Consider the following 23,352-nt stretch of genomic DNA (forward strand, 5'->3'; position numbering starts at 1 on the left):
TTCCGTTGGTCGGCAGCGAGCATTGTTTGTTTCCGACCAACGGGAGGACCACGCGAAGCAGTAAAAAGGCGTGTAAACGCCCGCCCGCCGCGCAGGCGGCCCGTCCGGCAGGACAGGTTTGTGGCAGAAACTAGGTCGGGCCTTCAGCCCTTGTCTTGCCTTTATGCCTGGTCACCTAGGGCGTTGCCCTAGTCTGGTATAGAGTGCGCCTTCAGCGCTTTCCGGAGCACCCGGATATTGCGGCTTCCAAGAAAATATGCGGATATAGCTCATGATCGTCATTCGAGAGGCGTCAGGAGCAGTCGAAGTCGAGTGGGTGCGGGCACTGATGCGGGATTACGCCGCATATCTGGCCGGGGGACCTGCGGGAATCTGCATTGAGGGCTTCGAGGCAGAACTGGCTTCTCTGCCGGGTGCTTATTCCTCACCCTCCGGAACTCTGCTGGTCGCGCTGCGTGATGGAACGCCGGTCGGATGCTGCGCGATCAAGCCGATTCGGGTGCAATCCGCCGCTCCGGATGAGCGTAGCTGCGAGATGAAGCGGCTCTGGGTAGCCCCCGAGGCTCGCGGGCTGGGGTTGGGACGGCGGCTGGTCGACCGAGCTGTGGAGTGGGCTCGCGCGGCCGGATACACGGCTCTCTACCTCGACACCGCGCCCGCCGCGATGCCCGAGGCCAATCGGCTCTACGGCGCGATGGGGTTCGTCGAGATCGACCGCTTCAACGACAATCCCGTGCCGGGAATCGTCTTCTTCCGCCTGCAACTGGGACGATAATTTACTTATTAGTCATTACCTTAAGAGACAATAACAAGCGTGGTTCCAACAGGAGCCCCTACCTCAAGTATCGGTTGAGGTTTCCATTGCCAGGAACCTTTCCCGGTACGGTATTTCCTTGTGGTCAATCACTTAGGGCTTGCTTCCTGTTCCCGACATAGTTACTTTGTGGTCAATGGCTGATATGCAAATAGTTCCTTCCGTGCAGGCCGAGGCGTCCGTGAAGTCGATCTCGATGAATATTGGTGGCACGATTCGCGACTATCGCCTGCAAAAGGGGATGTCGCAGGGTGATATCGAAAAACGAACCGGCCTGCTGCGCTGCTACCTCTCGCGCGTGGAGAACGGTCACACCGTCCCGTCGCTGGAGACGTTGCAGAAGATCGCGGGCGCACTGGACTTGCAGCTCTCGCAGTTCTTTGCCGAGGACCCGGTGGGCCGGGAGGTCTCGTCGCTGAACCTGAGCGAGGAGCAGATCCGCTTCCTGACGCAGGTGCAGCGCTACTCGGCGCACCTGTCGGACAGCGACCGTCGGCTGCTGCTGGCGATGGTGAGGAAGTTCGCCTCCAGCTCGATGAGCTAGCACTTCGTGCCGCTCTCGGGGCTGTATGGGGAAATGATCTTCTGAGGGCCTCCCGTTGGTCGGCAGCGAACATCTTTTCCCGACCAGCGGGAAGATGGCGCGACTTAGCCCAAGTTGGCGATCCAGTAACCGAAGAGCGACAAGATAAAGGCCGCGAAGGCGAAAGTGAGCTTCTGCCGGGCCAGGTAGCGGCTGCGTCCGGCGGTCATGCGAGGCAGCAGTCCGGGGCCGAGGGCCAGCCCGCAGAGAAAGCCGCCGATGTGGGCGGAGTTGTCGATCCGGATGAAGCCGGAGTAGATGGCCGAGCCCAGGATCGTGCCGCCGCCGATGAGCAGGTTGATCCCGGCAAAGCGGATGACCGAGGTGCGCAGGCGGCGCAGCTCCTCCCACGGGATGGGCAGCCTGCGATTGGAGAGCAACACAATGAGGATGCCCGCAATGCCGAAGACGGCTCCCGAGGCTCCCGCGCCGACCGAAACCTCAAGCCCGGCGTGGTTCCAGAGCGCCATAAAGATATCCCACGCGACCGAGAGCAGGTTGCCCGCGACGCCCGTGAGGATGTAGACCGCGATGAGGCCGAAGGGGCCGAGCAGCGGCTCGCCCAGCAGGCCGAGGTTCCAGAGGCACCACATGTTGGTGGCGATGTGGAGGATGCCGATGTGGACGAAGGTGGCGGTGACCAGGCGGAACCACTCGCCCTCGCCGACGACCAGCGCGGGCGAGTTGGCGCCGTAGTGGAGCAGCTGCTCGGGCGTGGGGCTGGTGATCGAGACGCCGTGCAGGACCATCCATAGGAAGACGGCGATGTTGATGCCGAGCAGAAGGTAGGTTCCGGGGGCAGAGAGGGGGTTCCACTCGGAGCGCTCGGCGCGAGCGGGCGGCTCGGCCAGGGCGTACTGAGCGGGGAGAATCTCGGGCTCCGCGGAGTCATGCATCAGCTTCAAGGATAGGGCACTTCGGGCCGTTCTCGATGCGGTATGGGCGAATTAACTGTGTAGGGCCTCCCGTTGGTCGGCAGGAAGATTCCCCTTGCCGACTAACGGAAGGCCCTCAGAAACTAATTTCCCGATACCGCCCGAAGTACTTAGGCGTGGCGGCGGGCGAGGCGCTCGCGCAGCTCGGATGGCAGGCGCTGCTGGACGATGCCGCCCAGGAAGCCGGGCAGCGGGGTGGCAATGGCGACCAGCGTCCACAGAACCGAAGAGAAGAGCAGGCCGGCGATGGCGACGGCCTCGAGCGAGATGGCGATGGCAGTCTGGCGCAGGTGTACGTGCAGCGCGCCGACGTGGGTGATTAGCTCGATCCGGCGAATGACCACGGCGGCGAGCAGGAAGGCGAGGATCGAGAGCGTGCTCACCGAGAGAAGGAGCACGTCGATGGTGCGGGCGATGCGCTGGCGGTGGCGGCAGTGGCTGCAATCGGCCAGGTGAGACTCGTAGTCGGTGCGCATCTCGGGCGAGAGGCTGGAGATGTCGTAGCGCCAGCCGGAGAGGATCGCGCCGACGACGTGATCGGTGCAAGCATCGTGGAGGGTTTTCCTCGATTTGCGCAGGGCTCGGTTGATCATAAGGTGGTTGACCTCATTCTAGCTTCGTTTGACGACCCGGAGGAAGCAAATGATGCAATTGTTGCGGGTTAGCAGGATGTGTGGCCTGCGAACCGGGTATTCCCTGCCCCGGAGGAAAGGCTGCAAAACGCTGGAGGTAGCCGTCAACTGTCGCAAAAGTGGGATCCTTCGGCGGCTGCGGATGCGGGCACGCGGGCCGAGTTCTCCTCTGTTTCTAGGATACAGGGTTTGGCGGGGAAACGACGCCGGGAGGGGCGAAGTTAGTAAATACACGCGAAGCGTCGAGAACGGTACGAAGTACCGCCCGCCCGGCGCTAGGGCGCTTTTGCCGTTGCTTTTCTTACAGTTGAACCGACTCGAGCGGCTCGGACTGGCGGGCGATGAGAATACGGTTGCCAAGCAGCCGCATCCGGTTGCCGAGGGCCTGCTCAGCGGCTAACAGTGCCAGTTCGGGCACGTTATTGGACTCGGAGAGGTGGCCGAGGATGATGGTGTGAGCGCCGCCGTCGTAGTCCTTCTGGAGGAACTCGGCCGTAGCCTCGTTCGAGAGGTGGCCGACTCGCGAGAGGACGCGCTGCTTGACCGACCACGGGTACGGGCCGTCGCGCAGCATCTCGAGGTCGTGGTTGGATTCGAGCAGCAGCAGGTCGATGCGCTTGAGCGCGGCCTTGACGTTAGGCGGCATGTAGCCGAGGTCGGTGGCCAGTGCCGTGCGGACGCCCGCCGACTCGAAGACGAAGCCGCAGGGATCGGCGGCGTCATGTGGGATGGTGAAGGGCGAGACGGCGATATCGCCGATGGAAAAGTCGGTCCCGGCGCGGAAGTACTCGACGGCGGGCAGGTAGGCCGGGTCTTGCTTGCGTGAGGGCGGGGTGGATTCGGCCGCGTCTTCCACAGCTTCTTCCACAGGCAGCTCGAGCGTCGCAGCGGGGTCGTCGGAGCGGTTGGGCAGGGTTTCCAACTCTTCGGCAGCGGCGGCCTTGGCGGCTTTTTCCTGCTGGATATGATCGAGCCACTTGGCGTAGGTCATGGTAGTGCGCGGCGTCAGCATCCGGACCCAGGCGCGGTGGGTCGGCTCGGTGAAGAAGACCGGGATGCGCAGGCGGCGCGCCAGCACGGCGAGTCCGGCTACGTGATCGATGTGCTCGTGCGTGATGAGGATGGCGTCGAGGGTTTCGGGGTTCTCGCCGGAGATGGCCATGCGGCGGAGCAGCTCGCGGCAGGAGAGCCCGGCGTCGACCAGGAGGCGGGTGCGGCTGCTCGAAACGACAGTCGCATTGCCCTTGGAACCCGAGGCCAGGACAGTGATGCGCATTTGGTTAACATACGCGGTTTACATGTGGGTTACGAGACTCTTTCTAGATTCCAAAACAAAAGCGCCCTCGCGCCGGGCGGGCAGCACTTCGTGCGGTTCTCGACGCTTCGCGTGCTCTTGCCTCGGCTACAACACGCAGCCCATCACAATCGGCTCACCGGCACGGGGATTTCCGGCTGCAAGAGGCTCACCCTGGGTCATCGTCCGCACCTTCCGGACCAGTTGTGCAGGCCCCTCCATCGCGTCCAGCACCTCGCCCAGCGGCTCATCGTAGCCGGAGATCCCGGCTGTCAGGATCAGGTGTTTGGGTGCGTACTCGCGCCGCTGCATGGCCCGTGATTTGAGGAACGCCAGCGCCCGGTCGCGGTCGTCGGATTGGAGGGTGTGGCAGAGGATCAGCAGGTCGATCTGCTCGGCGAGAAGGATCTGCCGGACGTCCGGCAGATGGGCCGTAGTGCGTACGGAGTGGCCGCTGGTGGCTAGAATCCACTGCCGCGTGGAGAGCAGGAGCGAGTCCTGCCCGAAGATGAGGATAGAGATCGGTGTTGCCATAAAAGCTCCCTCGCAAAAGCGTTCTGAGTAAATTGCGGAGGCAGGGAGAAGTGGTGCAAAGAGGCAAAAGTGACTGCAGACGATTGTAGTCATTGCCGATGAATGAAGCCTAGTCAGCTTTGCACAGGTGGTCGGCACCTATCATTACGATAGCGTGCCCACAGCAGTGGATTTCCTGTGGATTACGATCCTAAGTGTTTGATTGTAAATAGAATATAACGCTACGAGGAAATGCGGACAGAGGCTATATCCGAGAGCAGGATCGACCGGCCGGAGGTGCCGAGAGGCTTGCCCTCGGGGTCGAGATCGACGCAGAAGAGGTCGGGCGTGGGCGGCTCGTCGACCAGAATGATAGGCCGGACGCGCGCCAGCTCACCCGTGATGAGGGTAAGCTCGACGACCGCGTCCGGGGTCGTGTCCAGCAGGGATTCGAGGAGAGCCTGGTCTTCAGCGGTCATGTTTTACTTGGCAGCCTTGAGCGGCGCGAGGAAGTTGACCGTGCCGCGCATGACGATCTCGTCGCGCTGGTTGAAGGTGAGAGTGCGGGTGCGGATGATGCCGAACTCGGGGCGGCTGGCCGAGTGGCGGACGCCGAGGACCTCGGACTCGATGCGCAGCGTATCGCCCGGACGGACGGCCTGGCTCCAGCGCAGCTCTTCGACGCCCGCGCCGATCATGCCGCCCGAGACCTTGATGGTCTGGACCCGGAGGCGCATGACGATGGCGGCCGTGAGCCAGCCTGAGGCGGCCAGCCCCTTGAAGAAGGAGCCCTCACCGGCGGCTTCGTCCAGGTGGAAGGGCTGGGGGTCGTACTTTTGGCCGAACTCTTTGATCTCTTCGGCGGTAACCTTGGCTCCGCCGACGGAGATGAACTTCTGGCCGATGTAAAAATCTTCGAAGTAAAGCTCGTTCGCCATGTACTTTGAAATTCCTTCCTGAATCCCTGCACTGAAGTTTTTCAGTGCAATGAGGATAGCTTACGTTGGATGCGATAGGACAGGGCCAGGGTGCTAAGGCGGTCAGTACTGGTAGAAACCCCGGCCGGATTTGCGGCCCAGCCAGCCCGCATCGACCATGCGGATGAGCAGCGGGCAGGGGCGGTACTTGGGGTCGCCGAGGCCGTCGTGCAGCACGCGCATGATGTCGAGGCAGACGTCTAATCCAATGAAATCGGCCAGGGTGAGCGGCCCCATGGGGTGGGCCATGCCCTCGCGGAAGATGGTGTCGACGGCGTCGGCGGTGGCGACGCCCTCCATGACCGCGAAGATGGCCTCGTTGATGAGCGGCATCAGGACGCGGTTGGAGATGAAGCCCGCCGCGTCGTTCACCTCGACCGGCAGCTTGCCGATGGCGGTCGCGAGCGCGGAGACGGTGTCGAAGGTGGCCTGCGTGGTCTGAAGGCCGCGGATGATCTCGACCAGTCGCATGACCGGAACGGGGTTGAAGAAGTGCATCCCGATCACCTGTCCGGGGCGCTTCGTCTGCGCCGCCAGCTTCGTGATGGAGATGCTGCTGGTGTTGCTGGCGAGGATGGCCTCGGGTGGCAGAATCTCGTCGAGCGAGCGGAAGAGCTTTGACTTGACCTCGAAGCGCTCGGTGGCGGCCTCGACGGCGAGAGAAGCGGCGACGAGGTCCGGCAGCCGGGTGGTCAGGGTGATGCGGGTGGCGGCGGCCTCTGCCTGCTCGGCTGTGAGCTTCTCCTTCGCGACCTCGCGGGCCAGATTCTTCCGAATAGTGGCGAAGCCGCGGTCGAGCGCGGGCTGGTCGATATCGGCCAGCAGCACTGTGTGCCCGGCGCGGGCGAAGACGTGCGCGATGCCGTTGCCCATAGTGCCTGCGCCGACGACGCCAATCACTGGAGTCTGCATGGCGGGGAGTTTAGAGGATGCAAGCCACGGTTGTACATTTGTGGGGACGTGCGCAAGGGGGAAATGGCGATGGCGGAGTCTTCAACGAATCCAAACCAGTTTGCAACGTATCCGAGCCTGAGGGACCGCGTGGTGCTCATCAGCGGCGGGGCCACCGGGATCGGCGAGAAGCTGGTGGAGGCCTTTGCCGAGCAGCACGCTCGCGTGGTCTTTCTGGATATTCAGGACGAGGCCGCCGAGACGTTGGCCGCTCGGGTGGGCGGCGTCTACTACCACTGCGACCTGACCGACATGGCCGCGCTCGACGCCTGCATGAAGGCGGTGCTGGAGCGGTTTGAGAGTGTCAATGTGCTCATCAACAACGCGGGCAACGACACGCGGCACGCGGTCGAAGACGTGACGCCGGAGCTGTGGGATCGGGTGATGGCGGTCAATCTGAAGCACCAGTTCTTTCTGACGCAGGCCGTCCTGCCCGGCATGAGGCAGAGGCAGCGCGGCTCGATCATCAACATGAGTTCCATCTCGTGGCTGATCCCCATTACGGGCGTGCCCGTCTACGCCGCGGCCAAGGCGGCCATCGTAGGGCTGACGCGCACGCTGGCGCATGAGGTCGGGCCAGACAACATCCGCGTGAACGCGATTTTGCCCGGAACAATTGCGACGGAGCGGCAGAAGAAGCTCTGGTACACGGAGGAGTTTCTGCGGCAGATCTTTGAGGCCCAGGCGCTGAAGCGCACGTTGCTGCCCGAGGAGGTGGCGCGGCTGGCGCTGTTTCTAGCTGCCGACGACTCGAGCGCCATCACCAACCAAACCCACATCATAGACGGCGGCTGGATCTAGGGCACTTCGTGCGGTTCTCGGGGCGGTATGGGAGGGATGATCTTCTTGGGGCCTTCCGTTGGTCGGCAGTCATCGCCTACGAGAGATACAGCAGCAGAACCGTAACGTTATCGCTGCCGCCGTGGTCGTTGGCCTCTTCGATCAGGAGGCCGCAGAGGTGGTCGAGGTCGGGCATGGCATTGCCCGCCGCCTCTGCTGCGCGACGCAGGCTGGCTTCGATGGCGGCCTCGGGTAGCTCGTGCGTCAGGCCGTCGGAGGCCAGCAGGTAGAGGTCGCCCCGGCGCGGGTCGAGGCTGCGGATCGTCGGCTCGACGGTGGGGTGCGAGCCGATGGCGCGGGTGATGATATTGCGCAGAGGAGAGACTGCGGCCTGTGCGAGCGTAATCTCGCCACAGCGCAACTGCTCCTCGACAAGGGAGTGGTCCTCGGTGAGTCGGGTAAGCGTGGAGTCGCGGAAGAGGTAGCAGCGGCTATCGCCGACGTGGGCAACGGTGAGGGCGAGCGGGTCTTCCGGCTGGCTTGCGAGCAGGAGGGCGACCAGCGTGGTGCCCATGCCGCGCAGCTCCGAGGAGTCGCAGCCATGACAGTAGACAGCCTCGTTGGCGGCGGCGATGGCGTTGAAGAGCCGGATGTCGGCGGGCTGCGGGTCTGCTTTCGAGTCGTTTAGCCGAGCTAGAAAGGTATCGGCGGCCAGACGGCTGGCGACCTCTCCGGCGGCGGCTCCGCCCATGCCGTCGCAGACGACGAAGGCCCCGGCAGCGGAGTTGGCGGCGCAGATATCCTCATTGGACTTGCGGACGCAGCCGCGGTGCGAGAGCATGGCGAAGGCATAAGGGGCGGGGGCGGCAGCGTCGGGAAGATGCTCATCCCGTATCCGGCCTGTGGAAGATCGTGCGCGCCCAAGTGCTGCCATGACTCTAGAGTGTACAAGGGTAGACATGGAACGGATGAACCGGATTGTGCACGGAGAGAACCTCGCCGTGCTCCAGACGCTGGCAGAGAACTCGGTGGAGCTGATCTACGTGGACCCCCCGTTCAACACCGGGAGGCGGCAGACGCGGCGGCAGGTGAAGACCGTGCGCGATGAGGCCGGGGATCGGGTTGGGTTCGGGGGCAAACGCTACAGGACCGAGCCGGTGGCCGGGATCGCGGCGGGGTATGGGGATGCGTTCCCCGACTACCTTGGTTTTTTGCGGCCCAGAATAATCGAGGCCCGGCGCGTGCTGACCGAGACCGGCTCGCTCTTCTTCCACGTGGACCCGCGCGAGGTCCACTACTGCAAGGTGATGCTCGATGAGATCTTCGGGAGGGCGTGTTTTCAGAACGAGATCATCTGGGCTTATGACTATGGAGCACGCCCGAGCAAACGATGGCCCGCCAAGCACGACAACATCCTTTGGTACACGCGCCATCCTGAGCGCTATACCTTCGACCTGAACCAGACCGACCGGATTCCGTACATGGCTCCGGGGCTGGTGGGGGCTAAGAAGGCGGCGCGGGGAAAGACGCCGACCGATGTGTGGTGGCATACGATCGTCTCGCCCACGGGCAAGGAGAAGACCGGCTACGCGACGCAGAAGCCGCTGGGAATGCTGGAGCGGATTGTGCGAGTCCACTCGAAGCCGGGGGATATGGTGCTGGACTTCTTTGCGGGCAGCGGCACGGCGGGAGCGGCGGCGGCGCGGAATGGCCGCAGCTTTTTAATGGTGGATGAGAATGTCGAGGCGATCAAGGTGATGGAAAAGCGGCTCGGGGTAAAGGCGCAGAAGCATCGCAAGCCAAGAACCAAAGCTGCCGCAAAAAAGAAAACGCCCGCTGCCGACCAGCGGGAGGCCCTCAGAAAATAACTCACCCAAGCCGCCCCGAGAACCGTACGAAGTACCGCCCGCCCGGCGTGAGGGCGCTTTTAATCTTTTAAGAGATTCTTGAAGGATGTTCTGCCGCTGGCTTGGCGGCCTTGCGGCTCAGGACGCTGGTGCGGCGGGTGCGGGCGCGCTCGCTGGCGTGGTCGATCTTCTTCCAGAAGGCGACGAAGTAGTCCGTTGCCGAGATGATCGAGACGATGGTCATCCAGTAGATCGCGCAGACCGCGATCAGATGCACCGCGACGACGAAGCCGCCGTGGAAGTTTGGGAACCAGATCCAGTAGTCCCAGCGATGGGCCAGGATGGCGGCCACGACCGAGACGATCTGGATGACGGTCTTGAGCTTGCCGATCTCGCTGGCGTCGATGGTGAAGCCCTCGGACGCGGCGATGGAGCGCAGGCCGGAGACCAGGAACTCACGCCCGATGATGAGCACGGCGATCCACGGCGGCACGATGCGTGGGTTGTACGCGACCAGGATGATGTAGGCCGCAGTGACCATGAGCTTGTCGGCCAGTGGGTCGAGCAACATGCCGATGGTGGTGATCTGGTGGCGTTTGCGCGCGAGATAGCCGTCGAGGCCGTCGGTGATGGAGGCCAGAATGAAGAGGCCGGAGGCGGCCAGTTCCTGATCGCCGGGGTTGTGAATGGGCGAGTGGGGGCTGAGGAACCAGATGAGGAGCGGCACGCTGGCGATGCGGCTCATCGTGATGGAGTTGGGCAGGTTCATGCAGCTGCGCGGCACCGACACTGTCATTCTGTCATACCGTACGCACTTCGTGCCGTTCTCGGGGCGGTATGGGAGGGATCATCTTCTGAGGTCCTCCCGTTGGTCGGAAGCGAAAATCTTTCTCCCGGCCAACGGGAGGACCACACGAAGCAGTAAAAAGGCGTGTGAACGCCCGCCCCGCGCGTAGCAGGCCCGTCCGGCAGGACGTCTTTAGAAGCAACAACAAAGACGCCCTAACGCCGGGCGGGCGGCACTTCGTGCGGTTCTCGAGGCTTCGCGTGAAAGGCTCCTTTTTACGCGTAGACTCCGCGCTGCTTGGTGGTGAAGGCCACACGGTCGATCGCCAGCATGTAGGCCGCGATACGGTTGTTGACCTGATGCGCCGTGCCGTAGGAGACCACGTCCTTGAAGGACTCCGACATGATGGTGTCGAGCCGCTGGTTGACCTCGCTCTCGGTCCAGAAGTAGCCCATGCGGTCCTGCACCCACTCGAAGTAGCTGGTGGTGACGCCGCCCGCGTTGGCCAGGATATCGGGGATGACGAAGACGCCCTTCTCGGCCAGTATCTCGTCAGCGAGGACGGTAGTGGGGCCGTTGGCACCCTCGCAGAGGATGCGGCAGCGCAGGTCGGCGGCGTTGCGGCTGGTGATGACGTTCTCAGTCGCGGCCGGGATCAGGATCTCGCACTCGCGGGTGAGGATCTCGTCCTTGTCCGCGGGCACGGCCTTGGCGAAGCCGTTGATGGTGCCCGCCCTGGCACGGTGCTCGATGAGCGCGGGGATGTCGATGCCGTCGGCGTTATAGACCGCGCCATCGTACTCGGTAATGCCGATGATGGTGTAACCCTTGCGGTAGAGGATGTTAGCGGCGTTCGAGCCGACGTTGCCGAAGCCCTGCAGGATGACGCGGCAGCCTTCAATCGACATGCCGAGGTGCTTCAGGGCCTCGTCGCAGACGACCGAGATACCACGTCCCGTCGCCTCGCGACGCCCTCTGGACCCGCCCATGTTGACCGGCTTGCCGGTGACGACGGCGGTGCTGGTCTGGCCCATGTGCATGGAGTAGGTGTCCATGATCCAGGCCATCGTCTGCTCGTTGGTGTTCATGTCGGGCGCGGGGACGTCCTTCTCCGGGCCGATGAAGTCGATGATCGAGGCGGTGTAGCGACGGGTCATGCGCTCCAGCTCGCCCTGCGACATCTTCTTCGGGTCGCAGATGACGCCCCCCTTGGCTCCGCCGAAGGGGATGTTGACCACAGCGCACTTCCAGGTCATCCACGAGGCCAGAGCGCGGACTTCATCCAGAGATACGTCGGGCGCGTAGCGTATACCTCCCTTGGCCGGGCCGCGGGCGATGGAGTGCTGCACCCGGTAGCCGGTGAAGACCTCGATAGAACCGTCGTCCATCTGGACCGGGATGTGGACGATGATCTCACGGGTGGGGTAGCGGAGCAGCTTCCAGATGCCCTGGTCGAGATTGAGTTTCTTTGCAGCGAAGTCGAAGCGAGAGGCCTGAGCCTCCCACGGGTTCGTCTCCTGCTCCAGCGTGAGAGCAGGTGTAGTCAGTGTTGCCATAGCGGTATCTTCTTTCTTGGCTTGGTGCTTGGTTGCGAATTGGGGGACCAGTGATTCTTCGGCCATGATGGTGTCCCTCGGTGTGAGAAGCCTGCGCCTCAATCAACAACAATTAGACGCCGGGAAGAACGATATCGCCGTATGGAGCCATGTGTCCATCATCGGCAGCTTGGCGTGACGGGATGATGATAAGAACAACAACAAAAGCGTCCTCACGCCGGACGGGCGGCACTTCGTGCGGTTCTCGACGCTTCGCGTGAAACGGCAAAAATAAAGTGCCGGGTAAAATTGGGACACACACCGCTCGAAGGATGGGAAACCCGACACGATGGCCGCCAGACGCACCAGTACCCCGGATTTGACCGCATTTCGCAAGCTGGCGAAGAGCCACACCCTCGTCCCCGTCTTCCGCACCATCACCGCCGACCTCGAGACACCGGTATCGGCCTTCCTGCGCATCGCCAACGAGGCCCCCGAAGCCTTCCTGCTCGAGAGCGTCGAGGGCGGAGAGCACGTGGGGCGGTACACCTTCATCGGCATCGAGCCGTACAAGCGCATGGAGGCGCGGGGGCACACCATCACCGTCGAAGAGGGCCGCAAGCGCAAGACCTTCGAGGGAGATATCTTCGAGGAACTGAAGCTGGCCCTGGCCGGGCACACGCCCGCTCGCCTGAGCGGCCTGCCGCCGTTTACCGCCGGTGCGGTCGGGTTCTTCTCCTACGATGTAGTCCGGCTGATCGAGCGCCTGCCCGTGCTGGCCGCCGATGAGTTGGGAGTTCCCGACGCCTGCCTGATGTTCTTCGACCAGGTGCTCGCCTTCGACCATGTGAAGAAGGAGATTCTGCTGATCGCCACCGCCGATATGACTCGCGGAGGGAGCTACGAGCAGGCGCTGAAGCGGCTGAATAAGATGGAGCGGAGGCTGGCTTCGGCGCTGCCGCCTCAACGGCGCAGGGCCGTGCAGGGCAAGCTGAAGCTGGTCTCGCGGACCCCGAAGATGCGGTATCTGAAGTCGGTGGCCAAGGCCAAGGAGTACATTGCCAGCGGCGACGTCTTCCAGTGCGTCATCTCGCAACGCTTCGACTGCGAGCCGGGGGTAGAGGCGTTCGATATCTACCGGGCGCTGCGGATCGTGAACCCCTCGCCGTATATGTTCTTCCTGCGATTTGGGATGGAGAAGGCCGGGCCCAAGGGCAAGAAGGTCAGCCAGCCCGCGCACATCGTGGGCTCGTCGCCGGAGCTGCTGGTGCGGGTGCATGGGCGCACGGTGGAGTATCGGCCCATCGCCGGGACGCGGCCCCGCAGCGCCGATGAGGTGGAGGATCGGGCGCTCGAGGCCAATCTGCGGGCCGATGAAAAAGAAGTCGCCGAGCATGTGATGCTGGTGGACCTGGGGCGCAATGACGTGGGCCGCGTGAGCGAGTTCGGGTCGGTGAAGGTGAAGGATCTGATGTTTGTGGAGCGGTACAGCCACGTGATGCACATGGTGAGTGCGGTCGAGGGCGAGCTGCGTAAGGATCTTGAGCCGATTGATGCGTTCAAGGCCTGCTTCCCTGCCGGGACGCTGAGCGGCGCGCCGAAGATTCGGGCGATGGAGATTATCGAGGAGCTGGAACCGGCTCGTCGCGGGGTGTATGGCGGCAGTGTGTTTTATGCGGATTTCAGTGGGAATCTGGATAGCTGCATTGCGATTCGGACGCTGTTTATGAATGGCAAGCAGGGACATATACAGGCTGGGGGCGGAATTGTGGCCGATAGTGTGCCGGAGATGGAGTTTGCTGAGACGGTGAATAAGTCCAAGGCGGTGGTGCGGGCGATTGAGAAGGCACGTCTCGGATAGCCTTTACGCGAAGCGTCGAGAACCGCACGAAGTGCCGCCCGCCCGGCGCTAGGGCGCTTTTGCCGTTGCTTCTAGGGTAGGTCGGGCTTTAGCCCCGACATCCAGACTTGCCTACGAATTGGGCTTTAGCCCCTGAGGTATGCTTTCTTTGCCTCGAGACGTAGTGCTGAGGGAAAAACCCATGTCTCAGAATCGAGGCATGGGGCACCCGGATTTGTGGCCGGGAGAAAAAGCATACCTCGGGGGCTAAAGCCCGCATCTGTGGTGAGTTTTAATGTCCGGGCTAAAGCCCGGACCTACCCCAAAAACAACGACAACAACAACGGCCTGTCGCTCCGAAAACAAAGCAACGCCGGTGGATGCGCACATCAAGAGTTTCTTCTCCAGAAGGTAGGCGTAGCTCCGGTATTGGCGCGGAAGGCGCTGGTGAAGCGACTTGCGCTCTGAAATCCCACGGCTGAGGCGACCTGCTCGATGGTCCACTCGGGCTTGGCCAGCAGCAGCTTGGCGCGGGCTACGCGCTTCTCGACGATGTACTGGTGCGGGGTGAAGCCGGTGCTCTCGCGGAAGCTGCGCGCGAAGTGGAAGAGGCTGAGCCCCGCCAGCGTGGCCAGCTCTTCGAGGCGCAGCTCGCGGTCCAGATGGGTCTCGATGTAGTCGAGGACGTGGCGCAGCTTCGCCCGCGCGAGGCCGCCCTTGAGCAGCGGCGGCGGCGTGGGGCTGGCGTACTTCCGCACCAGCGCGATGGAGAGCGACAGCCCGATGAGGTCGCCGTAGAGAGCGCCCATCGGCCAGCCGGAGGCCATCTCGCGCTCCATCTCAGTCAGCAGCAGGCGTAACTGCTCGTCCTGCAACGTCCAGCGGTTCTCGAAGTCGCCCAGGCGCGACAGGCCGAGCTGCCCGGCCGCGTGGGTCAGGAGCGACGGCTCCACCGACGCGATGATGCGCTGCGAGGTGCCGTGCCAGAGCATCGAGTCACGGGTGCCGGGAGCCAGCAGGATCAGGTCGCCGGTGGCGGAGTGGACGTGGCCGGTCTTGCCCGCGGAGTTCCAGTCCATCTCGACCGTGCCGCCGGTCTGGAGGTGGAGGCAGAAGGTGGGGTGCTCGTGGACGGGGATCTCGACGGCGGCGAGGGTGTGCTTTTCGAGGACGATTCCGGCTCCAATGCCGGTCCAGGGCGAGCGGATGCTGTCCTGCTCGGGGTTGCCGGGCAGCAGCGGCACCGAGCGCGAGCCGACCAGCACGGAGACGCGCTGGGGTTGGCTGCCGCTGCGCTCTGTTGGGGAAGGCGTCATCCTGCCCTCCATCATAGTTGGGGGCAAGAAGCGGGGGAAAACAGCAAGATCCGTCGGATGCCGGGGAGGCGGCGAGCCTAGCTTAAGGACAGTCAGGAGGGTAAGGACATGGGACTCATTCAGGGAGTAGTAGACGGATTCATCATAACCGTGGGGATCACGCAGCCGACGCCCGAACGCAAGCGCGTGGCGACGATCTTCATCGCAAGCGGGCTGCTCGGAACGATTGCGGGCGTGGTGGCGCTGTTCGGGTTTGTCGTGGCGAAGATCTTCGCCAGCTAAGCAGAAGCCCTCCCCATAAAAAACAAAAGCAACAGCGCCCTAGCGCCGGGCGGGCGCCACTTCGTGGGGTTTTGGACGCTTCGCGTGTTTCTTACAGGGCTGTGGCGTCCGGCGTAAGATAGAAGGCATCATGGTCTTCGTCCTCGATAACTACGACTCCTTCACCTACAACCTCGTGCAGTACATGGGCGAGCTGGGCGCGGAGATGGTCATCCGCCGCAACGACGAGCTATCCCCAGCCGAGGTCGAAGCCATGCAGCCGGAGCGCATCCTCATCTCGCCCGGCCCCTGCACCCCGCAGGACGCCGGAATCAGCATGGGCCTCATCCAGCACTTCGCCAAGCTGGCCGAGAGCGGCGGCCCCCGGGTGCCGATCCTCGGCGTCTGCCTGGGCCACCAGGCCATCGGCGCGGCCTTCGGCGGCAACGTGGTGCGAGCGGCTCAGTTGATGCACGGCAAGACCAGTCAGGTCGAACACGACGGCAAGACCATCTTCGCCGGTATCCCCTCGGCGATGACCTGCACCCGGTATCACTCGCTGATCGTCTCTCCCGAAGGATTTCCTGAGGAGCTGGAGGTCTCGGCCCGGACCGTGGACGGCGAGACCATCATGGCGCTGCGGCACCGCGAGCTGCCCATCGAAGGGGTACAGTTCCACCCCGAAAGCGTGCTGACCGGCCACGGCAAGCAGCTCATCGAGAACTTTCTGAAGATGTAAATGGGGTTACGCATGAGGCGGGTCTTCGCGGCGACGATGCTGGTGGGCTGGGCTTTGAGCGTACCCGCGCAGCAACAGAAGCCGGTCGGCTATGTGCCGACGGCGAGCGCGACCGTATCCGGCGAGATGGTGGTGACCGGCGGCAAGGCGGCACTGAGTGGATCGAACGTGGTGACGGCGCTGGACCGTACGGCGGTGGTGACGCTGGCGCGCGGCGGCTCGGTGGACGTGTGTCAGACCAGCTCGCTGCATGTGACGGGTTCGGGTGACTCGGACGGATTGTTGCTGGCGCTGGATCGCGGGGCGCTCGAGCTGCACATGGCGGCCTCGGCCAGCGACGTGCTGATGACGCCGGACCTGCGATTTGCGATGGTCTCGGCCGGGCCGCTGGACCTGCGAGTGCGGGTGACCCAGAATGGGGATACATGCGTTGAAAACAAAGGCCGCAAGGCCCCGGTGCTGAAGATCAGCGACGCCTTCGGCGAGGCTTCTTATGAGCTGAAGGCCGGGCAGCATGTGATGTTCGAGCACGGCAGCCTGAAGGAAGTGGTGGACCGGGAGACGGTGCCGTGCGGGTGTCCGCCGCCCGAACCGGCGGGGGTTTCGATTGCGGATGCGGCTCTGAGCGGCAAGACGGTCTCGCCGAAGCTGGCGGCAAAGCAGCATCCGTTTCCGGCGGCGGTGAGCGAGGGGCTGGCGGAGCCGTCGCCGCTGCCCGCGCAGAAGCCGGGGGAGACACATACGCAGGTGTCCGACTCGCTGGGGTATGACGGGACGGTGCCGGTGACTCCCACGCCGCTGGAGCATGGGACCGGAATTGCAGCGGACCCTTTGGGCCAGCCCGCGCAGGCACAGGAGCAAAAGGGCGTCTTCCATGCCGTGGGGCGGTTCTTCCGCCATCTCTTCGGACGGGAGTGAAGCGGAACCCGGTGCTAGTCGGAGCCACCGACCACGCGCAGCGCCGAGAACCCCACGAAGTGGCTGCGATACAATTGCAGGGTTGAGGGCTGGTCTCTGCGTCTATCGAGCGAGCGCCCCGACACACATCTTGGAAGCTGATTTTGAAGCTGATTTCAAAAAGCTTCGGCTATGAGGGTTTTTCTATATGTCGATTCCTGCCACGCAGATGCGTCCGGGCATGATTATCAAGTACAAAGACGACCTGCACCTGGTGTTCTCGGTGGAACACCGCACGCCGGGTAACCTGCGGGCGTTCATCCAGGCCAAGCTGCGCAACGTGCGCACGGGCTCGATGTTTATCGAACGGTTTCGCTCGCCCGACCCGATCGACCGCGTCTACGTGGACGAAGTGAAGATGGAGTTCCTGTACAGCGACGGCGACGACTACTACTTCATGGACGAGGCGTTCGAGCAGACGATGCTGAAGCGCGAGACGCTGGGCGATGCGGTGGATTTCCTGATCCCGAACCTGTCGATCAGCGTGAGCTTCCACGACGGCAAGGCTGTGGGTATCGAGCTGCCGACGGTGGTGGAGATGACCGTGATGGAGACCGAGCCGGGCATCAAGTCGGCCACGGCGTCTTCCGTAACCAAGCCCGCCAAGACCGAGACCGGCCTGGTGGTGCAGGTGCCGCCGTTCATCAACGAGGGCGAGAAGATCCGCGTGGATACGGCCGAAGGCGCTTACATGAGCCGCGCGTAAGATTTGTTACTGCAATCTCGAAGAGGCCGGGGCGCACAGCTTCGGCCTCTTTAGTTTGGCCGCAGGCGCTATTTTGCGTGACGGGCGCTGCCTTGCATGGCGATAAGCCGGATGCGACACTGGGGGAATGGTTCAGCACTATCTCGTCAAGGGCCGCGTGCAGGGGGTCGGGTTCCGGTGGTTCGTGCACCGGGAGGCCGCCGAGATTGGCCTGCGCGGCTGGGTCAGGAACACCGATACAGGGCACGTGGAGATCGTCGCGGCGGGCACGCCGGAGCAGTTGCTGGAGCTGAAGGCCGCGCTGCGGCAGGGCTCGCGCGGCAGCCGGGTGGATGCCATCGAAGAGCACGAGCTGCTCGAGAACGAGGGCGAGAAGCTGGGACCATTTGAGATTGAAGGGGCATGGTAAAGACCAATTGAAGGAATTTGAGGAGGATTTGACGTTGAAGACACCTGTGAACTGTGAGCCGTTGAAGGAGCTGATCCGTACGGTGCCCGACTTTCCGAAGCCGGGGATTTTGTTCTACGACATTACGACGCTGCTGAAGGACAAGGCCGGGATGGCGCAGCTCATCGACGCCTTTGCCGCGTACTACATCGGCAAGGAGATCGACCTGGTGCTGGGGATCGAGGCGCGTGGCTTCATCTTCGGACCGGCGCTGGCGTACCGGCTGAACGCGGGCTTTGTGCCCGTGCGCAAGCCGAAGAAGCTGCCTGCTCCGACGGCGAAGGTCTCGTACGATCTGGAGTACGGCACCGACTCGCTGGAGATTCACCTGGACGCGATTGAGCCGGGCCAGCGCGTGGTGATCGTGGACGACCTGCTGGCCACCGGCGGGACGATGCAGGCGACGGTGAAGCTCGTGCGGCAGCTCGGCGGGGAGATCGCGGGCATCGGGTTTGCCATTGAGCTGGACTTCCTGAAGGGCCGCGATAAGTTCCAGGAGTACGACGTGCTGAGCCTGCTGCATTACGATGAGTAGGAACTCTTGGATGAGAAGAGTCAAAACCAATACACTTGGAAAACTTCTGCTACCGCTCGTCTTCTTGATCTCTCCTATGACATGGGGACGGGCGGAAAGCTCCGCAGCACTGCATGAGCGTCTGCACAGGGTTGCCCAGGGCAATGTCCTGGATGATGCCTCCCTGCAACCATGGCATCTCAAGATGACTGTGCAGCTCTATGATTCCAAGGGTTCGCCAAGCGAGAGTGGCACTCTCGAAGAGTGGTGGGGCGGCGCGCAAAAAGATCGCCAGATCTTCACGACCCCCTCCTACACTGCAACCATCGTGCATAACGAACACGGTCTCTTTCTTAGTACCGGTGCGAGCTTACCTCCCGCTCTCCTGGAGCAGTTGCGAAAGCAAGTTGTGCACCCAATGCCGTCCGACCATGAGGTCGATCAGAGCACGCCGGATCTGCACCACCTCCCCCTGGGAGGGGTCGATCTGGACTGCGTGATGTTGACCCAGACGATCAAAGGGGTTGCCTTCGCTCCTCTCGGCCTGTTTCCGACCTACTGCATGAGCCGTGGCGAAGATACTCTGCGGGTCAGCTATGAGTTTGGCAACCAACTGACCTTGCGGGTCAGAACGGGAGCCTTTCAATCCCGGCACGTTCCGCTCGATACCTCCATTCAGATTGCGGGCGTCCAGGCCGCAAGCGCACACATTGACAAGCTTGAGTCAGTACCCGAACAATCGGTGAACTCCGATGTCATCGACGGGTTGACCTCCGTGAATGGAGCCACGGCAGAGGTAGATACGGCTGTGATGGCGGGACATGTCCTTCATAAAGTCGCGCCGATTTACCCTGATAGGGCAAGGAAGGGACATATCTCGGGCACAGTGCTACTCCATGTGATTATTGGTACCGACGGTCATGTGCATGATTTGAGTGTTATCAGCGCACCCGATCCGGAGCTGGCGATTGCAGCCATTGCCGCTGTCCGTCAGTGGACCTATACACCCTATATCAACAACGGGGAACCAGCGTCAGTGGACACCAAGGTCACAGTTAATTTCAACTTTGCGCCGCGTTAGATTTCTGCAGTACCGCAGCCTGCTGCATTACGATGAGTAGGAAGTAGTTTTCCGGCTCTGAATTCATCAGACCATCACACAGATCCTTATGCTCGCCATGAGCATGAATGCAGGCGCGTTCGTCTTTTGAAGCACCAACAAAACAGGAGAGACCTATGATTCAGTCCGTGGGATACGCAGCTAAAAGTGTAGCTGCATCGCTTGAGCGATTCGAGTTTGAACGGCGCGACGTGCGGCCGGATGATGTCGTGGTCGAGATTGCCTACTCGGGCATCTGCCACTCGGATATCCATCAGGTGCGCGACGAGTGGGGCGGGGCCATCTTCCCGATGGTGCCGGGACACGAGATCGTCGGCTATGTAACGGCGGTTGGCTCCGCAGTGACCAAGTTCAAGGTAGGCGACCTGGCCGGTGTGGGCGTCATGGTCGATTCGTGCAAGGTCTGCTCGAACTGCGAGGCCGATGAGGAAGCCTACTGCGAGAAGGGCTTCGTGGGCACGTACAACAGCAAGGACTACGAGGGCGTGCTGACGCGGGGCGGCTACTCGAACAACATCGTGGTCGCCGAGCGGTACGTTCACACCATCTCGAAGAAGCTGGAGCCGAAGCTGGCGGCGGTGGCTCCGCTGCTGTGCGCGGGCATTACCACCTACAGCCCGCTGCGCCACTGGAAAATCGGCCCGGGCAAGAAGGTCGGGATCGTCGGCTTGGGCGGACTGGGGCACATGGGGCTGAAGTTCGCGCACTCGTTCGGCGCGCATGTGGTGCTGTTCACCACCTCCGCGGGCAAGGAAGCCGATGCGTTGCGGCTGGGCGCGGACGAGGTCGTGATCTCGAAGGATGCCGAGGCGATGGCCAAGTACAAGGGCAGCCTCGACTTCATTCTGGACTGTGTCTCGGCTCCGCACGACATCAACCTGTACCTGAGCCTGCTGCGACTGGACGGTACGGTGTGCCTGGTGGGCCTGCCGGAGACGCCGATGGAGGTGGCCTCGTTCTCGACGGTGGTGAACCGGCGCAGCCTGGCCGGGTCGATGATCGGCGGCATGAAAGAGACGCAGGAGATGCTGGACTACTGCGCGGAAAACGATATCGTCTCGGAGATTGAGCTGACGACGGTGGGCGAGCTTGATACGGCTTACGACCGCGTGGTGAAGAGCGATGTGAAGTATCGCTTCGTGATCGATATGAAGTCGCTGAACGCTTAGTACTGCCAACGAGAACGGCGCGTGCCCTGCTGATCGGGGCACGCGCCCTTTTTATTTGCGAGGCTCTTCGGTGATGAGGAGGCTGTCGGCGGCGGCAAGGTAGCCTTTGCGACGGAACCAGTCCTCCATGGCCGCCTGGAGCGTTACGAGAGGGATGCGGTGGCCCGCCTCCATCAGTCCGTCGGCCAGGGGCAGGGTGTCGTCGAAGATGGCGTCGTTGGTGAAGTTGCGCATGGCGAAGCTGTCGATCCACCTGATCGGGCAGGGCTCGGCAAAGCCATTGGGGTGGATGCGGTCGATGTGGAGGAGACGGGCGAACATGAGTGCCCCGCTTTAGGCGAAGAGCGTGAACATCGGCGACTCGACGGCCAGCGTCTGGACCGGGCCGGTGAGCAGGCCGGTGCCCTCGTTGCGGGCGAAGACTGTGACTGACGACGAGTTCTGGTTGCCGCAGAGCAGCCAGCGGCCCGTGGGGTCGAGCGTGAAGTGCCGGGGAATGTGGCCGCCGCAGGGGATGCGCTGCTTCAGCGTCAGGGCGCCGCTCTCCGGGTCGATGGCGAAGACGACGAGCGAGTCCTCGCCGCGGTTGCTGGCGTAAAGGAAGTAGCCGTTGGCCGAGATGGCGATCTCCGCCGCCGTGTTGGTGGGGCCGTGGTAGTCGGGTTCGACTGTGCGGACCGTGTGGTCGGTGTAGGTCAGCAGGGCCTCGGGCGCGTGGCCGTGGGTCGCGATCCAGAGGTACTGGTCGATGCTGGAGTCGATCTCGGTGATGCCGTAGACCCAGCGCCCGTTGGGGTGGAAGGCCACGTGGCGCGGGCCGGAGCCGGGGCGATGGTTGCCGGAGAGGTGCGGCTCACCCAGGCGGGCGTCGGGCTCGAGCGCGAAGGTGACGATCTGGTCGTTGCCCAGGTCGTTGACGATGAGGAAGCGGTTATCGGGCGAGATCGTCGTCGAATGCGGGTGCGGCGCGTCCTGCCGGGCGGTGACGGGGCCTTGCTGGCCGAAGGCGGCGGCGTGGAAGTCGATGTGCTCGACCGGGCCGGAGAGGGTGCCGTCGGGCTGGATGCGGTAGCTGCTGATGCCGCTGCCGTAGAAGTTAGCCACGTAGGCCGCGCTGCCGGTGACGTCGACCGAGATGTAGCAGGCTCCGGCGAAGCCCGAGGGGACCTTGCCCACGGAGCTAAGCGCGCCGGTGGCGGCATCGACGGCGAAGGTGGTGACGGTGGCGGTCTCGTCCTTGCCCTCGTTGGTGACGTAGAGGAAGCGGCGGCCGTTACGCAGAGGACCGAGCGCGAAGAAGGCCGGGCGGAAGGTCGTGGCGGCCAGAATCGGCTGCGTCAGTTGGCCGGTGACGGTGTCGAAGCGGCAGGCGTAGATGCCTTTGCCGGGACCGGCGGCGGTGTCCGAGCCGATGTAGACCCAGGGCTGCGGAGGAGGAGCCTGCTTCTTCTCGCGGCGGTGGAAGAACTTGGGAGTAGCCAAGAAATCTTGCGCCTCGGCCCGGAGGCCGAGGGCAATGGCCGGAAGCAGGCCAAGGAGACGGCGGCGCGTAATCACGATCGGCGCGGGGTCTCGGGCAGCTCGAAGGTGGCGGGGTCGCCGGGCCGCACGCCCAGGTAGCGATCGGTCGTGACGTCATCGCTGATGACCGGAAGCGAGGGCAGGAAGTCGGTGCGGCCCGCCTCGGCGACGACTGCGTTGGCGTGCTCGAGCACCTCGTCGACGGTCATGGTGTACATCTCGCGGCCGTTGTCGTAGCCGGACTCGATGGCGGCCTTCAGGTAGCGGCCCGCGGTCTGGGCAGCCAGGTAATCCGTGATGACCTTGCCGGTGCGGCGCTTCTGCTCCACCCATGCGAGGTTGGGCATGGCGATCCAGACGGGGCGGCCGTCGACGGCGAAGCGGATATCGGTCGCGTCGGCGTGGCGCGTCGCGATGGCGACGACGGTGCCCTTCCAGGTGCAGTGGAGGGCCTGTCCAGTCCAGCGGTCGGTTACCGTGAAGTCTTCATACATGGAATTAGCTTAGTTCAGGGGCGATGGCGGAGCAAGTGAATAGGATCAGGCGAATGTGCCCCGTCCGCGAAATTGGTAGGTGCGGGCTTCGAGCTTCTGCTACACTCGCGGCGTGAGGCGTCTCCTCTCCATCCTGCTCGTGGTCCTGTTCGGCCTTCCGCTGATCACGCCCCTGTTCGCGCTGAACGCGGGGATGAACTCGGGGCTGGCAGCGTGCTGCCGCCGGGGCGGGATGCATCACTGCGAGCTGACCATGGAGCAGCTCTCCGAGATGAGCCAGGAGACGCACCTGATCGCGCATCGCAACTGCTGCCCCGCCTTCCCCAAGGCGGTAAGCCCGGCGCAGCAGCACCACGATCTCTCGTTCGACACCTCTGCCCTGCTCTTCGGCGAGGTGGTCTCACACCCCGCGGTACACCCGCAGACCGAGGCCAAGGCGCGCGTCGCCGAGGACCGGGCGCGGCAGAAGCGCGGACCTCCGGCAGTCGTCCTCTCCTAAGCACCGCTCTCATTTCCAGCAACTCCGAAGAGCACCGTCGCGGTTCAGCCCGAGCCTTGGGATTCGTGTCTCAGGCTTCGTGTCTCTGCACCCCGCGACCACCGAAGAGTCCGTTAGGAG

The 23,352-nt window shown here is 63.2% G+C and carries 28 protein-coding genes; 14 read left to right on the top strand and 14 right to left on the bottom strand.

Features of this window, described 5'->3' with window-relative positions; genetic code table 11:
* The first annotated feature begins 271 nt into the window (after positions 1-271).
* Both FTO74_RS18045 and FTO74_RS18050 read left to right on the top strand, forming a co-directional pair.
* The gene (locus tag FTO74_RS18045) at positions 272-775 is read left to right on the top strand and encodes a GNAT family N-acetyltransferase (RefSeq protein WP_162539384.1); all 504 of its coding nucleotides are present in this window, start codon (positions 272-274) and stop codon (positions 773-775) included.
* 175 nt (positions 776-950) lie between these two features.
* Positions 951-1,358, top strand: coding sequence for a helix-turn-helix transcriptional regulator (locus tag FTO74_RS18050; protein ID WP_162539385.1), 408 nt, complete (start codon positions 951-953; stop codon positions 1,356-1,358).
* Positions 1,359-1,462: 104 nt separating this feature from the next.
* Here the strand turns inward: FTO74_RS18050 and FTO74_RS18055 are convergent, their stop codons facing one another.
* From FTO74_RS18055 to FTO74_RS18085, 7 genes are all read right to left on the bottom strand, one after another.
* Positions 1,463-2,293, bottom strand: a complete 831-nt coding sequence (locus FTO74_RS18055) for a rhomboid family intramembrane serine protease (RefSeq protein ID WP_255462375.1) — start codon at positions 2,291-2,293, stop codon at positions 1,463-1,465.
* Positions 2,294-2,442: 149 nt separating this feature from the next.
* A complete protein-coding gene (locus FTO74_RS18060) occupies positions 2,443-2,925 on the bottom strand; it encodes a hypothetical protein (RefSeq protein WP_162539386.1) in 483 nt (160 codons plus the stop codon).
* A 340-nt stretch (positions 2,926-3,265) separates the two neighbouring features.
* Complete coding sequence (locus FTO74_RS18065) at positions 3,266-4,240, bottom strand: MBL fold metallo-hydrolase (RefSeq protein WP_162539387.1); 975 nt, start codon at positions 4,238-4,240, stop codon at positions 3,266-3,268.
* 126 nt (positions 4,241-4,366) lie between these two features.
* The gene (locus FTO74_RS18070; protein WP_162539388.1) at positions 4,367-4,792 is read right to left on the bottom strand and encodes a hypothetical protein; all 426 of its coding nucleotides are present in this window, start codon (positions 4,790-4,792) and stop codon (positions 4,367-4,369) included.
* Positions 4,793-5,013: 221 nt separating this feature from the next.
* On the bottom strand, positions 5,014-5,250 hold the full coding sequence (locus FTO74_RS18075; protein ID WP_162539389.1) for a hypothetical protein: 237 nt from the start codon (positions 5,248-5,250) through the stop codon (positions 5,014-5,016).
* A gap of 3 nt (positions 5,251-5,253) precedes the next feature.
* On the bottom strand, positions 5,254-5,709 hold the full coding sequence (locus tag FTO74_RS18080) for a MaoC family dehydratase (protein ID WP_162539390.1): 456 nt from the start codon (positions 5,707-5,709) through the stop codon (positions 5,254-5,256).
* Between the two features lie 102 nt (positions 5,710-5,811).
* Positions 5,812-6,660: a 3-hydroxybutyryl-CoA dehydrogenase gene (locus tag FTO74_RS18085; RefSeq protein ID WP_162539391.1), complete on the bottom strand. Its 849-nt coding sequence runs from the start codon at positions 6,658-6,660 to the stop codon at positions 5,812-5,814.
* A 69-nt stretch (positions 6,661-6,729) separates the two neighbouring features.
* Here FTO74_RS18085 and FTO74_RS18090 point away from each other — a divergent pair, with 69 nt between their 5' ends.
* Positions 6,730-7,500: an SDR family oxidoreductase gene (locus FTO74_RS18090; protein WP_162539392.1), complete on the top strand. Its 771-nt coding sequence runs from the start codon at positions 6,730-6,732 to the stop codon at positions 7,498-7,500.
* Positions 7,501-7,576: 76 nt separating this feature from the next.
* Here FTO74_RS18090 and FTO74_RS18095 read toward each other — a convergent pair whose 3' ends face one another.
* Positions 7,577-8,413 carry a PP2C family serine/threonine-protein phosphatase gene (locus tag FTO74_RS18095; protein WP_162539393.1) on the bottom strand — a complete coding sequence of 279 codons (837 nt, stop codon included), beginning with the start codon at positions 8,411-8,413 and terminating at the stop codon, positions 7,577-7,579.
* Between the two features lie 25 nt (positions 8,414-8,438).
* Here FTO74_RS18095 and FTO74_RS18100 point away from each other — a divergent pair, with 25 nt between their 5' ends.
* The gene (locus tag FTO74_RS18100; protein ID WP_255462376.1) at positions 8,439-9,347 is read left to right on the top strand and encodes a site-specific DNA-methyltransferase; all 909 of its coding nucleotides are present in this window, start codon (positions 8,439-8,441) and stop codon (positions 9,345-9,347) included.
* A 67-nt stretch (positions 9,348-9,414) separates the two neighbouring features.
* Here FTO74_RS18100 and pgsA read toward each other — a convergent pair whose 3' ends face one another.
* Together pgsA and FTO74_RS18110 are read right to left on the bottom strand one after the other, a co-directional pair.
* On the bottom strand, positions 9,415-10,095 hold the full coding sequence (gene pgsA, locus FTO74_RS18105) for a CDP-diacylglycerol--glycerol-3-phosphate 3-phosphatidyltransferase (protein WP_162539990.1): 681 nt from the start codon (positions 10,093-10,095) through the stop codon (positions 9,415-9,417).
* A gap of 293 nt (positions 10,096-10,388) precedes the next feature.
* Positions 10,389-11,669 (bottom strand): Glu/Leu/Phe/Val dehydrogenase, encoded by a 1,281-nt coding sequence (locus FTO74_RS18110; RefSeq protein WP_162539394.1) that lies wholly within the window; start codon positions 11,667-11,669, stop codon positions 10,389-10,391.
* Between the two features lie 328 nt (positions 11,670-11,997).
* Here FTO74_RS18110 and trpE point away from each other — a divergent pair, with 328 nt between their 5' ends.
* Positions 11,998-13,509, top strand: a complete 1,512-nt coding sequence (gene trpE / locus FTO74_RS18115; RefSeq protein WP_162539395.1) for an anthranilate synthase component I — start codon at positions 11,998-12,000, stop codon at positions 13,507-13,509.
* Positions 13,510-13,877: 368 nt separating this feature from the next.
* Here trpE and FTO74_RS18120 read toward each other — a convergent pair whose 3' ends face one another.
* Positions 13,878-14,804 (bottom strand): AraC family transcriptional regulator, encoded by a 927-nt coding sequence (locus FTO74_RS18120; RefSeq protein ID WP_162539396.1) that lies wholly within the window; start codon positions 14,802-14,804, stop codon positions 13,878-13,880.
* 108 nt (positions 14,805-14,912) lie between these two features.
* Here FTO74_RS18120 and FTO74_RS18125 point away from each other — a divergent pair, with 108 nt between their 5' ends.
* From FTO74_RS18125 to FTO74_RS18160, 8 genes are all read left to right on the top strand, one after another.
* Positions 14,913-15,086, top strand: coding sequence for a hypothetical protein (locus FTO74_RS18125; RefSeq protein ID WP_162539397.1), 174 nt, complete (start codon positions 14,913-14,915; stop codon positions 15,084-15,086).
* A 130-nt stretch (positions 15,087-15,216) separates the two neighbouring features.
* Entirely contained in the window at positions 15,217-15,804 is a 588-nt protein-coding gene (locus FTO74_RS18130; protein ID WP_162539398.1) for an aminodeoxychorismate/anthranilate synthase component II, read from the top strand.
* 12 nt (positions 15,805-15,816) lie between these two features.
* Positions 15,817-16,722, top strand: coding sequence for a nuclease (locus tag FTO74_RS18135; RefSeq protein ID WP_162539399.1), 906 nt, complete (start codon positions 15,817-15,819; stop codon positions 16,720-16,722).
* Positions 16,723-16,909: 187 nt separating this feature from the next.
* A complete protein-coding gene (gene efp, locus FTO74_RS18140; RefSeq protein WP_162539400.1) occupies positions 16,910-17,467 on the top strand; it encodes an elongation factor P in 558 nt (185 codons plus the stop codon).
* A gap of 127 nt (positions 17,468-17,594) precedes the next feature.
* Complete coding sequence (locus tag FTO74_RS18145; RefSeq protein WP_162539401.1) at positions 17,595-17,876, top strand: acylphosphatase; 282 nt, start codon at positions 17,595-17,597, stop codon at positions 17,874-17,876.
* Positions 17,877-17,910: 34 nt separating this feature from the next.
* Positions 17,911-18,450 (top strand): adenine phosphoribosyltransferase, encoded by a 540-nt coding sequence (locus FTO74_RS18150; RefSeq protein WP_162539402.1) that lies wholly within the window; start codon positions 17,911-17,913, stop codon positions 18,448-18,450.
* 10 nt (positions 18,451-18,460) lie between these two features.
* Complete coding sequence (locus tag FTO74_RS18155) at positions 18,461-19,510, top strand: energy transducer TonB (protein WP_162539403.1); 1,050 nt, start codon at positions 18,461-18,463, stop codon at positions 19,508-19,510.
* A 155-nt stretch (positions 19,511-19,665) separates the two neighbouring features.
* Positions 19,666-20,718: an NAD(P)-dependent alcohol dehydrogenase gene (locus FTO74_RS18160; RefSeq protein WP_162539404.1), complete on the top strand. Its 1,053-nt coding sequence runs from the start codon at positions 19,666-19,668 to the stop codon at positions 20,716-20,718.
* A gap of 51 nt (positions 20,719-20,769) precedes the next feature.
* Here the strand turns inward: FTO74_RS18160 and FTO74_RS18165 are convergent, their stop codons facing one another.
* The 3 genes from FTO74_RS18165 to FTO74_RS18175 form a co-directional block, all read right to left on the bottom strand.
* Positions 20,770-21,039, bottom strand: a complete 270-nt coding sequence (locus FTO74_RS18165) for a hypothetical protein (RefSeq protein WP_162539405.1) — start codon at positions 21,037-21,039, stop codon at positions 20,770-20,772.
* Between the two features lie 12 nt (positions 21,040-21,051).
* Complete coding sequence (locus tag FTO74_RS18170; RefSeq protein ID WP_162539406.1) at positions 21,052-22,200, bottom strand: lactonase family protein; 1,149 nt, start codon at positions 22,198-22,200, stop codon at positions 21,052-21,054.
* Positions 22,201-22,271: 71 nt separating this feature from the next.
* A complete protein-coding gene (locus tag FTO74_RS18175; protein WP_162539407.1) occupies positions 22,272-22,733 on the bottom strand; it encodes a hypothetical protein in 462 nt (153 codons plus the stop codon).
* Positions 22,734-22,845: 112 nt separating this feature from the next.
* On the opposite strand from FTO74_RS18175, the gene FTO74_RS18180 reads away from it, so the two are divergent.
* Positions 22,846-23,232, top strand: coding sequence for a hypothetical protein (locus FTO74_RS18180; RefSeq protein WP_162539408.1), 387 nt, complete (start codon positions 22,846-22,848; stop codon positions 23,230-23,232).
* Positions 23,233-23,352: the final 120 nt, after the last annotated feature.

The sequence above is a fragment of the Granulicella sp. WH15 genome, from assembly GCF_009914315.1.
In the GTDB taxonomy this organism is placed as follows: Bacteria; Acidobacteriota; Terriglobia; order Terriglobales; family Acidobacteriaceae; genus Edaphobacter.